The 12,843-nt window shown below is 69.3% G+C and carries 11 protein-coding genes; 10 read left to right on the top strand and 1 reads right to left on the bottom strand.

The window, feature by feature from the left end:
* Positions 1 to 3: 3 nt before the first annotated feature.
* The 6 genes from ASG30_RS13790 to ASG30_RS13765 all read left to right on the top strand — a co-directional run bounded on the left by ASG30_RS13790 (position 4) and on the right by ASG30_RS13765 (position 5,890).
* Entirely contained in the window at positions 4 to 270 is a 267-nt protein-coding gene (locus ASG30_RS13790; protein WP_055897627.1) for a ribbon-helix-helix domain-containing protein, read from the top strand.
* Positions 267 to 686: a type II toxin-antitoxin system VapC family toxin gene (locus tag ASG30_RS13785; protein ID WP_055897624.1), complete on the top strand. Its 420-nt coding sequence runs from the start codon at positions 267 to 269 to the stop codon at positions 684 to 686. Before ASG30_RS13790 ends, ASG30_RS13785 begins: the two co-directional genes overlap by 4 nt.
* Positions 683 to 1,693, top strand: coding sequence for a methylmalonyl Co-A mutase-associated GTPase MeaB (gene meaB, locus ASG30_RS13780; RefSeq protein ID WP_055897621.1), 1,011 nt, complete (start codon positions 683 to 685; stop codon positions 1,691 to 1,693). Before ASG30_RS13785 ends, meaB begins: the two co-directional genes overlap by 4 nt.
* Positions 1,694 to 1,711: 18 nt before the next feature.
* Positions 1,712 to 3,244 (top strand): acyl-CoA carboxylase subunit beta, encoded by a 1,533-nt coding sequence (locus ASG30_RS13775; protein ID WP_055897618.1) that lies wholly within the window; start codon positions 1,712 to 1,714, stop codon positions 3,242 to 3,244.
* 106 nt (positions 3,245 to 3,350) lie between these two features.
* Positions 3,351 to 5,402 carry an acetyl-CoA carboxylase biotin carboxylase subunit gene (locus ASG30_RS13770; RefSeq protein ID WP_055897615.1) on the top strand — a complete coding sequence of 684 codons (2,052 nt, stop codon included), beginning with the start codon at positions 3,351 to 3,353 and terminating at the stop codon, positions 5,400 to 5,402.
* Positions 5,399 to 5,890 (top strand): VOC family protein, encoded by a 492-nt coding sequence (locus ASG30_RS13765; RefSeq protein ID WP_055897612.1) that lies wholly within the window; start codon positions 5,399 to 5,401, stop codon positions 5,888 to 5,890. Before ASG30_RS13770 ends, ASG30_RS13765 begins: the two co-directional genes overlap by 4 nt.
* On the opposite strand, the gene ASG30_RS13760 is transcribed toward ASG30_RS13765, so the two are convergent.
* Positions 5,872 to 6,834, bottom strand: a complete 963-nt coding sequence (locus ASG30_RS13760; protein WP_055897610.1) for a Bug family tripartite tricarboxylate transporter substrate binding protein — start codon at positions 6,832 to 6,834, stop codon at positions 5,872 to 5,874. The genes ASG30_RS13765 and ASG30_RS13760 overlap by 19 nt on opposite strands.
* A gap of 59 nt (positions 6,835 to 6,893) precedes the next feature.
* Between ASG30_RS13760 and ASG30_RS13755 the strand changes: the two genes are divergently transcribed.
* The 4 genes from ASG30_RS13755 (at position 6,894) to ASG30_RS13740 (ending at position 12,780) form a co-directional block, all read left to right on the top strand.
* Positions 6,894 to 7,931, top strand: a complete 1,038-nt coding sequence (locus tag ASG30_RS13755; RefSeq protein ID WP_055897606.1) for a D-cysteine desulfhydrase — start codon at positions 6,894 to 6,896, stop codon at positions 7,929 to 7,931.
* A gap of 126 nt (positions 7,932 to 8,057) precedes the next feature.
* Positions 8,058 to 9,878, top strand: a complete 1,821-nt coding sequence (locus ASG30_RS13750; protein WP_055897603.1) for an FAD-dependent oxidoreductase — start codon at positions 8,058 to 8,060, stop codon at positions 9,876 to 9,878.
* Positions 9,875 to 11,728, top strand: coding sequence for a 2-oxoacid:acceptor oxidoreductase subunit alpha (locus ASG30_RS13745; RefSeq protein WP_055897600.1), 1,854 nt, complete (start codon positions 9,875 to 9,877; stop codon positions 11,726 to 11,728). Before ASG30_RS13750 ends, ASG30_RS13745 begins: the two co-directional genes overlap by 4 nt.
* Positions 11,725 to 12,780 (top strand): 2-oxoacid:ferredoxin oxidoreductase subunit beta, encoded by a 1,056-nt coding sequence (locus tag ASG30_RS13740; protein WP_055897597.1) that lies wholly within the window; start codon positions 11,725 to 11,727, stop codon positions 12,778 to 12,780. The genes ASG30_RS13745 and ASG30_RS13740 overlap by 4 nt, the downstream gene beginning before the upstream one ends.
* The last annotated feature ends 63 nt before the right edge of the window (positions 12,781 to 12,843 follow it).

Genomic DNA, 12,843 nt, shown 5'->3' with positions numbered 1-12,843 from the left:
GCCATGTCCACCTTGTCCATCCGGCTCGATCCCGAACTCGAGCGCCGCCTCGACCTGGAGGTCGCCCGGCGCGGGAGCACGCGCTCCCGGTTCGTGCAGGAGCTGCTGCGCGAGGCGCTCTCGCCGCAGGACCCCGTGCACCTGCTGCAGGAAGCCCGCGCCGCCTACGGCCTGCCCGATCCGGCCAAGGCCAGGGTCCGCACCAACAAGGCGGCGGACGTGAAGGCGCTGGTGCGCAAGGCCGTCGCCGACAAGCAGGGCCGCAAATGAGATTCGTGCTGCTCGACGCCAGCGTCATGGTGGCGCTCTTCGACGACGCCGAGCAGCGACACAGCCATTACGCCGGCAAGATCGGCCGGCATTCACCCGGCTACCAGCTCGCCACCACCTGGCCCTGCGTGGCCGAAGCCAGCTACCTGCTGTCGCCCCGCAACCACCTGGCGATGCTGCACTGGCTGCACAAGGGCGGTGCCATCGTCCTGAACTTCGAGGCCGCGGACCTGGGCGAGCTGCTGCCCTGGATGCAGCGCTATTCCGAGAAACACAAGTCCCTGATGGACCTGGCCGACGCCTCGCTGGTCTGGCTGGCCAGCCAGCTCGACACGCAGGCCATCCTCACCGAGGACCGGCGCGATTTCCTTCGCTACAAGCTGCCGGACGGCCGCGGCTTCGAGGTGCTGGCGTGAAGGCGGTCGTCGCGCCGGCGGACATCCTCGCCTGCGATGGGGGGCGGCAGCGTCGCGCGATCGCCAAGGCGATCACGCTCCTGGAATCGACGCGCGACGACCACCGAGCCCGGGGCGACGAGCTCCTCACGGCCCTGCTGCCCCACACCGGCAAGGCCTTCCGCCTGGGCATCTCGGGCGTCCCCGGCGTGGGCAAGAGCACCTTCATCGAAGCGCTGGGCCTGTACCTGATCGACCAGGGGCAGCGCGTGGCGGTGCTGACCATCGATCCGTCCAGCAGCGTCTCGGGCGGCTCCATCCTGGGCGACAAGACGCGGATGGAGAAGCTCTCGGTGCACGAGAAGGCGTACATCCGCCCCAGTCCCTCGTCCGGCACGCTGGGCGGCGTGGCGGACAAGACGCGAGAGGCCATGCTGGTCTGCGAGGCCGCCGGCTACGACGTGGTGATCGTGGAGACGGTCGGCGTGGGCCAGAGCGAGACGGCGGTGGCCGGCATGACCGACATGTTCGTGCTGCTGCAGCTGCCCAACGCCGGCGACGACCTGCAGGCGATCAAGAAGGGCGTGATGGAGCTGGCCGACCTGGTGGCCATCAACAAGGCCGACCTCGACCCCGACGCCGCCACCCGAGCCCAGGCCCAGATCACCAGCGCGCTGCGCCTGTTCAGCCAGCAGGGGCGCGACCGCGGCCCCTGGCATGCGCAGGTGCTGCAGCTGAGCGCGCTCACCGGCGAGGGCATCGAGAGCTTCTGGCAGGCGGTGAGCCGCTACCGCCAGCTGCAGGGCGGGGCCGGCGCCATCGAGGCCCGGCGCCGGCACCAGGCCCGCAACTGGATGTGGGAGCGCATCGAGAGCGGGCTCAAGCACGACTTCCGCGCGCACCCGCAGGTCAGGGCGCGGCTGCCGCAGCTGCTGCAGGAGGTGGAAGGGGGCGGCGTGCCCGCGTCCACCGCGGCGCGGCAGCTGCTGGCGCTGTGGCACGCGGCGCCGCCGGAACGGATCGACTAGGACATTCGGAGAAGAGCAATGCAGGACATCCTGGAACAACTGGAGAAGAAGCGCGACGCGGCGCGGCAGGGCGGCGGCGTGCGCCGCATCGAGGCGCAGCACCGCAAGGGCAAGCTGACGGCGCGCGAGCGCATCGAGCTGCTGCTGGACGAGGGCACGTTCGAGGAATGGGACATGTTCGTCGAGCACCGCTGCCACGACTTCGGCATGCAGGACCAGAAGGTGCCGGGCGACGGCGTGGTCACCGGCTACGGGATGATCAACGGCCGGCTGGTGTTCGTGTTCAGCCAGGACTTCACGGTGTTTGGCGGCGCGCTGTCGGAAGCGCACGCCGAGAAGATCTGCAAGGTGATGGACCAGGCGATGAAGGTCGGCGCGCCCGTGATCGGGCTCAACGACTCCGGCGGCGCGCGCATCCAGGAAGGCGTGGCCTCGCTGGGCGGCTACGCCGACGTTTTCCAGCGCAACGTGATGGCCTCGGGCGTGGTCCCGCAGATCAGCATGATCATGGGCCCCTGCGCGGGCGGCGCGGTGTACTCGCCGGCGATGACCGACTTCATCTTCATGGTCAAGGACAGCTCCTACATGTTCGTGACCGGGCCGGAGGTGGTGAGGACCGTCACGCACGAGGAGGTCACCGCCGAGGAGCTGGGCGGCGCCACCACGCACACCACCCGCAGCGGCGTGGCCGACCTGGCTTTCGAGAACGACGTGGAGGCGCTGATCATGCTGCGGCGCCTGTACAACTACCTGCCGCTGAACAACCGCGAGAAGCCGCCGATCCGCCCGAGCAACGACCCGGTGGACCGCATGGACGCTTCGCTCGACACGCTGGTGCCGGACAACCCGAACAAGCCGTACGACATGAAGGAGCTGATCGTCAAGACCGTGGACGACGGCGACTTCTTCGAGCTGCAGCCCGAGTTCGCGAAGAACATCATCATCGGCTTCGCCCGCATGGAGGGGCAGACGGTGGGCATCGTGGCCAACCAGCCGCTGGTGCTGGCCGGCTGCCTGGACATCAAGAGCTCCACCAAGGCGGCGCGCTTCGTGCGCTTCTGCGACGCGTTCAACATCCCGGTGATCACCTTCGTCGACGTGCCCGGCTTCATGCCCGGCACCAGCCAGGAGTACGGCGGCATCATCAAGCACGGCGCCAAGCTGCTGTACGCGTACGCCGAGTGCACCGTGCCCAAGGTGACGGTCATCACCCGCAAGGCCTACGGCGGCGCCTACGACGTGATGAGCTCCAAGCACCTGCGCGGCGACGTCAACTTCGCCTGGCCCAACGCCGAGATCGCGGTGATGGGTGCCAAGGGCGCGGTGGAGATCATCTTCCGCGAGGACAAGAACGACCCGGCCAAGCTGGCGGCGCGCGAGGCCGAGTACAAGGCCCGCTTCGCCAACCCCTTCGTGGCCGGCGCCCGCGGCTTCATCGACGACGTGATCCTGCCGCACGAGACCCGCAAGCGCATCTGCCGCTCGCTGGTGATGCTGCGCGACAAGAAGCTGGAGAACCCGTGGCGCAAGCACGGGAACATCCCGCTGTGACGTCCCCTCTCGTCATCCCCGCGAAGGCGGGGATCCAGTGCTTCCCTCCGCGTGCCGGACTGGATTCCCGCCTTCGCGGGAATGACGGCGACAAGTGAGAACCACCATGTTCGAAAAGATCCTCATTGCCAACCGTGGCGAGATCGCCTGCCGCGTCATCAAGACGGCCCGCAAGATGGGCATCAAGACGGTCGCCGTCTATTCCGACGCCGACCGCGACGCCCGCCACGTGGCCCTGGCCGACGAGGCCGTGCACATCGGCCCGGCGCCCAGCCGCGAGAGCTACCTGCGCATGGACCGCATCATCGAGGCCTGCAAGCGCACCGGCGCGCAGGCGGTCCATCCCGGCTACGGCTTCCTGTCGGAGAACGAGGAGTTCGCGCGCAAGGTCGAGGAGGAGGGCATCACCTTCATCGGCCCCAAGCACCACTCCATCGCCGCCATGGGCGACAAGATCGCGTCCAAGAAGCTCGCCAAGGAAGCCCGGGTCAACACCATTCCCGGCTGGAACGACGCCATCGAGTCGGCCGAGAGCGCGGTGCAGATCGCCAGGGACATCGGCTACCCGGTCATGATCAAGGCCAGCGCCGGCGGCGGCGGCAAGGGCCTGCGCGTGGCGTTCAACGACAAGGAGGCGCTGGAAGGCTTCACCTCCTGCCGGAACGAGGCCCGCAACAGCTTTGGCGACGACCGCGTCTTCATCGAGAAGTTCGTCGAGGAGCCGCGCCACATCGAGATCCAGGTGCTGGGCGACGCGCACGGCAACGTGCTCTACCTCAACGAGCGCGAGTGCTCCATCCAGCGCCGCCACCAGAAGGTGATCGAGGAGGCGCCTTCGCCCTTCATCAGCGACGCCACCCGCAAGGCCATGGGCGAGCAGGCCGTCGCGCTGGCCCAGGCGGTGAAGTACCAGAGCGCCGGCACGGTGGAGTTCGTGGTCGGCAAGGACCAGTCGTTCTACTTTCTGGAGATGAACACCCGGCTGCAGGTGGAGCATCCGGTCACCGAATGCATCACCGGGCTGGACCTGGTGGAACTGATGATCCGAGTGGCCGCCGGCGAGAAGCTGCCGCTGACGCAGGCCGGGGTGAAGCGCGAGGGCTGGGCGATCGAGTGCCGCATCAATGCCGAGGACCCGTTCCGCAACTTCCTGCCGTCCACCGGCCGTCTGGTGCGCTTCCAGCCGCCCAGGGAGGCTATGTGGGCGGCCGACACCGAACACCTGTACGGGGTGCGGGTGGACACGGGCGTGGCCGAGGGCGGCGAGATCCCGATGCAGTACGACTCCATGATCGCCAAGCTGATCGTGCACGGGAAGGACCGCCCCGAGGCGATTGCGAAGATGCGCGAAGCGCTCAACGCCTTCGTCATCCGCGGCATCTCCAGCAACGTGCCCTTCCAGGCGGCGCTGCTGGCGCATCCGAAGTTCGCGGCGGGCGACTTCAACACCGGCTTCATCGCCGAGCACTACGGCAAGGGCTTCCGCGCCGAGGAGGTGCCGCACGACGACCCGGACTTCCTGGTCGCCCTGGCGGCCTACGTGAACCGGCGCGCGCTGCAGCGCTCGGCCGGCATCAGCGGCCAGATGCGCGGCCACACCTTCCGGGTGGGCGAAGAGTTCGTGGTGGTCAAGGTGGGCGAGGGCGGGCACGACCAGCGCCAGGCCGCCAGGGTGTCGGACTTCCAGGCCGTCTCCGGCTCCAGCGTGGTGGAGACCGGCGGCCGGCGCTACGAGATCTGCAGCACCTGGCACCTGGGCGCCTCGCGCATCCGCGGCACGGTCGACGGCCGGCCGTTCGCGGCCCTGGTGGAGCGCGGCGTCGGCAAGAACCCGCTGGCCACCGCGATCAGCCACAACGGCACCCGCCTGGTGGCGATGGTGATGACGCCGCGCACGGCGCAACTGCACGAGCTGATGCCCTACAAAGCGCCGCCCGACATGAGCCGCTACGTGCTCTCGCCCATGCCGGGGTTGCTGGTGGACGTGGCCGTGCAGCCCGGCCAGAAGGTGCAGGCCGGGGAGCGCGTGGCCGTCATCGAGGCCATGAAGATGGAGAACGTTCTGTTCGCCAACGCCGACGGCGTGGTCGCCCAGGTGCTGGCGGCCAAGGGCGAGTCACTCAGCGTGGACCAGCCGATCGTGGAGTTCGAGAAATGACGACGACCAGACCCTTCCGCGTGCTGGGTGTGCAGCAGATCGCCATCGGCGGCCCCGACAAGCAGCGGCTGCGCAAGCTCTGGGTCGACGTGTTCGGCCTGGAGGTCACCGGCACGTTCAGGAGCGAGCGCGAGAACGTCGACGAGGACATCTGCGCGCTGGGCGCCGGGCCGCTCAAGGTGGAGGTGGACCTGATGCAGCCGATCGATCCGAACGGCAAGCCGGCGGTCCACGCGACGCCGCTCAACCACATCGGCCTGTGGATCGACGACCTGCCCGTGGCCGTCAAGTGGCTGGGCGAGCAGGGCGTGCGCTTCGCGCCGGGCGGCATCCGCAAGGGTGCCGCCGGCTTCGACATCTGCTTCATCCACCCCAAGGGCAACGAGGACAGCCCGATCGGTGGCGAAGGCGTGCTGATCGAGCTGGTGCAGGCCCCGCCCGAGGTGGTGAAGGCGTTCTCGGCCCTGGCTCAGTCCGCGATCATCTGAGCCTGCGAGGCCACCTTGCCCAGCCGCACGTACTCGGACTGGGTGAGCTTCTCCAGCTCCTCGGGCGTGGAGCCTTGCGGCGTGAAGCCGGCCTTCTCCAGCTTGTCCTTCACCGCGGGCTGGCGCAGCGCCTCCACCAGCGCGGTGTTGAGCGCGCGCACCACCTTCGGGTCCATGCCGGCCGGCCCGTACACGCCGAACCAGGGATCCACTTCATAGCCCGCCAGGCCCGCCTCGGCCATCGTGGGCACGTCCGGCAGCGCGGGCGAGCGGCGCTTGCCCGCCACGGCCAGCGGCTTGAGCTTGCCGGCCTGGATGTGCGGCAGCGAGGCCGGCAGGTTGTCGAACATCGCCGGCAGGTGCCCGCCCAGCATGTCGGTGATGCCGGGAACGCTGCCCTTGTACGGCACGTGCACCAGGTTCACGCCGGCCATCTGCGCGAACATCGTGCCGGCCAGGTGCATCGAGGTGCCGGCGCCGGCGGTGCCGAAATGCAGGCCCGGGTTGCGGCGGGCATGGGCGATGAAGTCCTTCACGTCCTTCACCGGCACGCCGGGGCCCACCTCGAGCACGATGGTCGAGTAGCCCAGCATGCCGACGGCGGTGAAGTCGCGCCGCGGATCGAAAGGCATCTTGCGGTAGATGTGGGCGTTGAGCGCGTTGGTCGAGATCGCGCCGAAGCCGATGGTGGTGCCGTCGGGCGCCGCCTTGGCCACGGCATCCATGCCGATGTTGCCGCCGGCGCCGGGCCGGTTCTCGATGACCACGGGCTGGCCGAGCCGGCGCGCCATCTCCTCGCCCACCGTGCGTGCGACCAGGTCGGTGGTGCCGCCCGCCAGGTAGGGCACGATGAAGCGGATCGGTTTGCCGCTGGAAGCGGATTGGGCGTGCGCGAAGGCTGCGGTACAGGCAAGCAGGGCGACGACGAGCCGGCGGAAGGGCATTGGAACTCCTGTGGGATGGAGCGCCGATTCTAGGGAGCGGCGGTGTTTAAGATCGGCGCATGGACCTCTCCCGATTCCCCCGCCGGCGCTACACGCCGTTCGCCACCCCGATCGAATTCCTCCCCCACTTCACCGCCGCGCTCGCGAAGACCTGCCCCGGCGGCAAGGGCCCGCGCGTGTGGATCAAGCGCGACGACATGCTGGGCCTGTTCCCCGGCGGCAACAAGACGCGCAAGCTGGAGTTCCTGGTCGCCGACGCGCTGGCCCAGGGCGCGGACACGCTGGTCACCTGCGGCGCGCCGCAGTCCAACCACTGCCGCATCACGCTGGCTGCCGCGGTGAAGGAGGGGCTGAAGTGCCGCTTCGTCATCGAGGAGCGCGTGCCCGAGAGCTACGACCCCAAGGCCAGCGGCAACAACTTCATGTTCCGCCTGCTGGGCGTGGAGAAGATCACCGTCGTGCCCGGCGGCAGCAACATGGCCGCCGAGATGCAGAAGATGGCCGACGCGCTGGCAGCCGAGGGCCGCAAGGGCTACATCATCCCCGGCGGCGGCTCCAACGCGCTGGGCGGGCTGGGCTACGTGGCCTGCGCGCAGGAGCTGCAGCAGCAGCTGTTCGAGCAGGGGCTGAAGATCGACCGCGTGGTGGTGGGCTCGGGCAGCTCCGGCACCCATGGCGGCATGGTGGCCGGCTTCCTGGGCAACAACATCCGCATCCCCCTCGTGGGCATCGGCGTCAGCCGTGATCCGGCCGACCAGGAGCCCCTGGTGCACAAGGAGGCGCAGGCCGTGATGGACCTGCTGGGCACCGGCATCCAGGTGCCGCGCGAAGCCGTGCAGAGCATCGGCGGCTACTGGCAGCCCAAGTACTCGGTGCCGAACGCGGCGATGGTGGAGGCGGTGCAGCTGCTGGCCCGCACCGAGGGCATTCCGCTGGACCCGGTCTACACCGGCAAGATCATGGCCGGCCTCATCGGCCTGGCTCGCCAGGGCTTCTTCGAGCCGGAAGAGAACGTGCTCTTCCTGCACACGGGCGGCCTGCCTTCGCTGCACGCATACGAAAGCATCGTGCTGGGCGACACCGCGCCGCGCGGTTGAGTTGCCCACCCGGGTAAGCCCCGAGCAGCGGCGGGGGACCCGGGCGCCATAGTGGGGGACGGGGATTGAGAGCCCCGCCCCGGCGAGCGCCGCAGGGCGCCGGCGGGATGCGCTAAAGGAGACACCTTGCAGCGAACCGATACCGCCGATCCGACCTATTTCCACAAGGTCGTCGATTGCCAGTACGCCTGTCCCGCCCACACCCCCGTTCCCGAGTACATCCGGCTGATCGCCCAGGGTCGCTACAGCGACGCCTACATGGTCAACTGGGTGTCCAACGTCTTCCCGGGCATCCTGGGGCGCACCTGCGACCGCCCCTGCGAGCCGGCCTGCCGGCGCGGGCGGGTGGAGGAGGCCAACGCGGAGCATCCCGAGCCGGTGGCGATCTGCCGCTTGAAGCGCGTCACCGCCGACTTCAAGGGCGACGTGCGGGGCCGCATGCCCCAGGTGGGGCCGAAGAACGGCAAGCGCATCGCCTGCGTGGGAGCGGGGCCCGCCTCGCTCACCGTGGCGCGCGATCTCGCACCGCTGGGCTATGACGTCACGATCTTCGACGGCGAGGCCAAGGCCGGCGGCTTCATGTGGACGCAGATCCCGCGCTTCCGCCTGCCCGAGTCGGTGATCGACGAGGAGACCGGCTACATCCTGGACCTGGGCGTGCGCTTCGAGGGCGGCCGTCGCATCGATTCCATGAAGGCGCTGCTCGCGCAGGGCTACGACGCGGTCTTCGTCGGCTGCGGCGCGCCGCGCGGGCGCGACCTCGAGCTGCCCGGCCGCAAGGAAGCCGCCACGAAGATCCACATCGGCATCGAATGGCTGGCCTCGGTCTCGTTCGGGCACGTCACCAGCGTCGGCAAGCGCGTGATCGTGCTGGGCGGCGGCAACACGGCGATGGACTGCTGCCGGTCGGCGCGGCGCCTGGGCGGCACCGACGTCAAGGTCATCGTGCGCAGCGGATTCGAGGAGATGAAGGCGTCGCCCTGGGAGAAGGAGGACGCCATGCACGAGGGCATCCCCATCCTCAACTACCACGTGCCCAAGGCCTTCGTGCACGAGGACGGCCGCCTGACCGGCATGACGTTCGAGCTCGTCAAGGCCGAATACGACGAGCGCGGCCGACGCCGCCTGGTGCCCACCGGCGAGCCCGACGCCTTCTTCGAGTGCGACGAGGTGCTGGTGGCCGTGGGGCAGGAGAACGCCTTCCCCTGGATCGAGCGCGATTGCGGCCTGGCGTTCGATGAGTGGGGCCTGCCCAGGCTGCACAAGGAAAGCTTCCAGTCCACGCTGCCGCACGTTTTCTTCGGCGGCGATGCGGCCTTCGGGCCCAAGAACATCATCACCGCCGTGGCCCACGGGCACGAGGCGGCGGTGTCGATCGACCGCTTCCTTCACGGGCAGGACGTGGCGGTGCGGCCGGCGCCGATGACCAACCTGATGTCGCAGAAGATGGGCATCCACGAGTGGAGCTACGACAACGACACCTCGCTGGACCTGCGCTACAAGGTGCCCTGGGCCAAGGCCGAGCGGGCGCTGGCCAGCATCAAGGTGGAGGTGGAGCTGGGCTTCGATGCCGCCACCGCCTTCAAGGAGGCGCAGCGCTGCCTCAATTGCGACGTGCAGACCGTGTTCACCGAAAGCGCCTGCATCGAGTGCGACGCCTGCGTGGACATCTGCCCGATGGACTGCATCACCTTCACCGAGAACGGCGAGGAGCCGCAACTGAGGCAGCGCCTGAAGGCGCCGGCGCTCAACCTGGCGCAGGACCTCTACATCGGCGGGCCGCTCAAGACCGGCCGCATCATGGCCAAGGACGAGGACGTCTGCCTGCACTGCGGCCTGTGCGCCGAGCGCTGCCCCACCGGCGCCTGGGACATGCAGAAGTTCCTGCTCGACACCACGCAGGCCGGGCCCCGGGCCCGCGACCCTGCGCGAAAGGCCATCGCATGAAGCCCATCGAAGCCGTCAACGACTTCGTCGTCAAGTTCGCCAACGTCAACGGCTCCGGCTCGGCGTCGGCCAACGAGCTGTTCGCCAAGGCCATCCTGCGCATGGGCGTGCCGGTCAGCCCGCGCAACATCTTCCCCAGCAACATCCAGGGCCTGCCCACCTGGTACGAGGTGCGGGTGAGCGAAGCCGGCTGGCTGGGCCGGCGCGGCGGCATCGACATGATGGTGGCGATGAACCCGCAGACCTGGGACGCCGACGTGGCCGAGCTCGAGCCCGGCGGCTACCTGTTCTATGACAGCACGCGGCCGCTGCCGCCGTCGAAGTTCCGCCCCGACATCTCGGTGATCGGCATGCCGCTCACCGAGATCTGCAACGCCGTCTACAGCGACCCGCGCCAGCGCCAGCTGTTCAAGAACATCGTGTACGTGGGCGCGCTGTCGGTGCTGCTGGAGATCGAGCCCCAGGTGATCGAGAAGCTGTTCGGCGAGCAGTACCGCGGCAAGGAGAAGCTGCTGGCCTCCAACGTGCAGGCGCTGCACCTGGGCCGCGATTTCGCCAGCGAGCACCTCAAGCCGCCGATCGGCCTGCACGTGAGGCGCGCCGACAAGGTGCGCGACGGCATCTTCGTGGACGGCAACAGCGCCGCGGCGCTGGGCTGCGTCTACGGCGGGGCGACGGTGGCGGCCTGGTACCCGATCACGCCGTCTTCGTCGGTGGCCGAAGCCTTCCAGAAGTACTGCGCCAAGTTCCGGGTCGATCCGGCCACCGGGCAGAACCGCTACGCCATCGTGCAGGCCGAGGACGAGATCGCGTCCATCGGCATGGTGGTCGGGGCCGGGTGGAACGGCGCGCGAGCCTTCACGGCCACCTCGGGCCCCGGCGTCTCGCTGATGACGGAGTTCATCGGCCTGGCCTACTTCGCCGAGATCCCCGTCACCATCATCAACGTGCAGCGCGGCGGCCCTTCGACCGGCATGCCCACGCGCACCCAGCAGGCCGACGTGCTGGCCTGCGCCTACGCCTCGCACGGCGACACCAAGCACATCCTGCTGTTCCCCGAGGACCCGCACGAATGCTTCGAGCATTCGGCGGCGGCGCTCGACCTGGCCGACCGCCTGCAGACGCCGGTGTTCGTGATGACCGACCTGGACATCGGCATGAACCAGCGCCTGTGCCGGCCCTTCGCCTGGGAGGAGGGGCGCGGCTTCGACCGCGGCAAGGTGATGACGGCCGACGAACTGGAGGCCGGCAAGGACTTCGGCCGCTACAAGGACGTGGACGGCGACGGCATCCCCTGGCGCACCCTGCCGGGCACGCACCCGACGCGCGGCAGCTACTTCACCCGCGGCACCACGCGCGACCCATACGCGCGCTACTCCGAGCGCGGGCCCGACTACCTCTACAACGTGGAACGGCTGCTGCGCAAGTTCCGCACCGCGGCGGACCTGGTGCCGCAACCGGTGGTGCGGACGGCCGCGGCGCCGACGCGGCTGGGCGTGCTGTACTTCGGCTCCACCAGCCCGGCGATGGCCGAGGCGCTGGACGTGCTCACGGCGCAGGGCGTGCAGGTGGACGCGATGCGGCTGCGCGCCTTCCCGTTCCCCGACAGCGTGGCCGCGTTCATCGCGGCGCACGACCAGGTCTTCGTGGTCGAGCAGAACCGCGACGCGCAGATGCGCACCCTGCTGGTCAACGAGCTGGAGATCGACCCCGCCCGGCTGGTGAAGGTGCTGCACTACGACGGCACGCCGATCACCGCGCGCTTCATCACCTCGGCCATCCTGCGCCACGTGCAGGCGACGCCCGCCACGCGCATGCCCGCCCGCCACGCCACGGAGCTGCAGCCATGACCTACATCGCCAAGCCGCCCCTGCGCCATCCCACGCTGGAGAGGAACCGCGTCGGCTACACCCGGCGCGACTACGAGGGCAAGATCTCCACGCTCTGCGCGGGCTGCGGCCACGACTCGATCTCGGCCGCCATCATCCAGGCCTGCTGGGAGCTGGACATCGAGCCGCACCGCGTCGCCAAGCTCTCGGGCATCGGTTGCAGCTCCAAGACGCCGGACTACTTCCTGGGTGCTTCGCACGGCTTCAACACCGTGCACGGCCGCATGCCCAGCGTGCTGACCGGTGCCAACCTGGCCAACCGCGAGCTGCTGTACCTGGGCGTGTCGGGCGACGGGGATTCGGCCTCCATCGGCCTGGGCCAGTTCGCGCACGCGATGCGGCGCGGCGTGCGCATGGCCTACATCGTGGAGAACAACGGCGTGTACGGCCTGACCAAGGGGCAGTTCTCGGCCACGGCCGACCAGGGCTCCAAGAGCAAGAAGGGCGTCATCAACAGCGACAGCCCGGTCGACCTCGTCGGGCTGGCGCTGCAGCTGGGCGCCACCTTCGTCGCCCGTGCCTTTTCCGGGAACAAGGAGCAGCTGGTGCCGCTGGTCAAGGGCGCGCTGCAGCACGGGGGCGCGGCCTTCATCGACGTGATCAGCCCCTGCGTGGCCTTCAACAACCACCCGGGCAGCACCAAGAGCTACGACTACGTGCGCGAGCACAACGAGTCGGTCAGCCGCATCGACTTCATCACCGGCCGCGAGGAGATCACGGCCGACTACGGGCCGGGCGAGGCGGTCGACGTGCGGCAGCACGACGGCACCCTGCTGCGGCTTCGCAGCCTGCATGCCGGTTACGACCCGACCGACCGCGGTCAGGCCATGGCCTACATGCAGGAACACCAGGCGCGGGGCGAGGTGGTCACGGGGCTTCTGTACGTGGACCCGCTGGCCACCGACCTGCACACCGCGCTGAACACCAGCGACCGCCCGCTCAACGTGCTGGGCGAGCCGGACCTGTGTCCCGGCGCGGCCGCCCTGCAGAAGCTGAACGCATCGCTGCGCTAGCGCAACGCATCGCTGCGCTAGCGCAGCGGCAACCCTGCGCAGGCGCGCAGCCCCGGCCCCGGC

The sequence above is a fragment of the Ramlibacter sp. Leaf400 genome (assembly GCF_001424545.1).
Lineage (GTDB): Bacteria > Pseudomonadota > Gammaproteobacteria > Burkholderiales > Burkholderiaceae_C > Ramlibacter.
The sequence above is the reverse complement of the archived record's forward strand: the minus strand, read 5'-3'. Positions and strand labels throughout refer to the sequence as shown.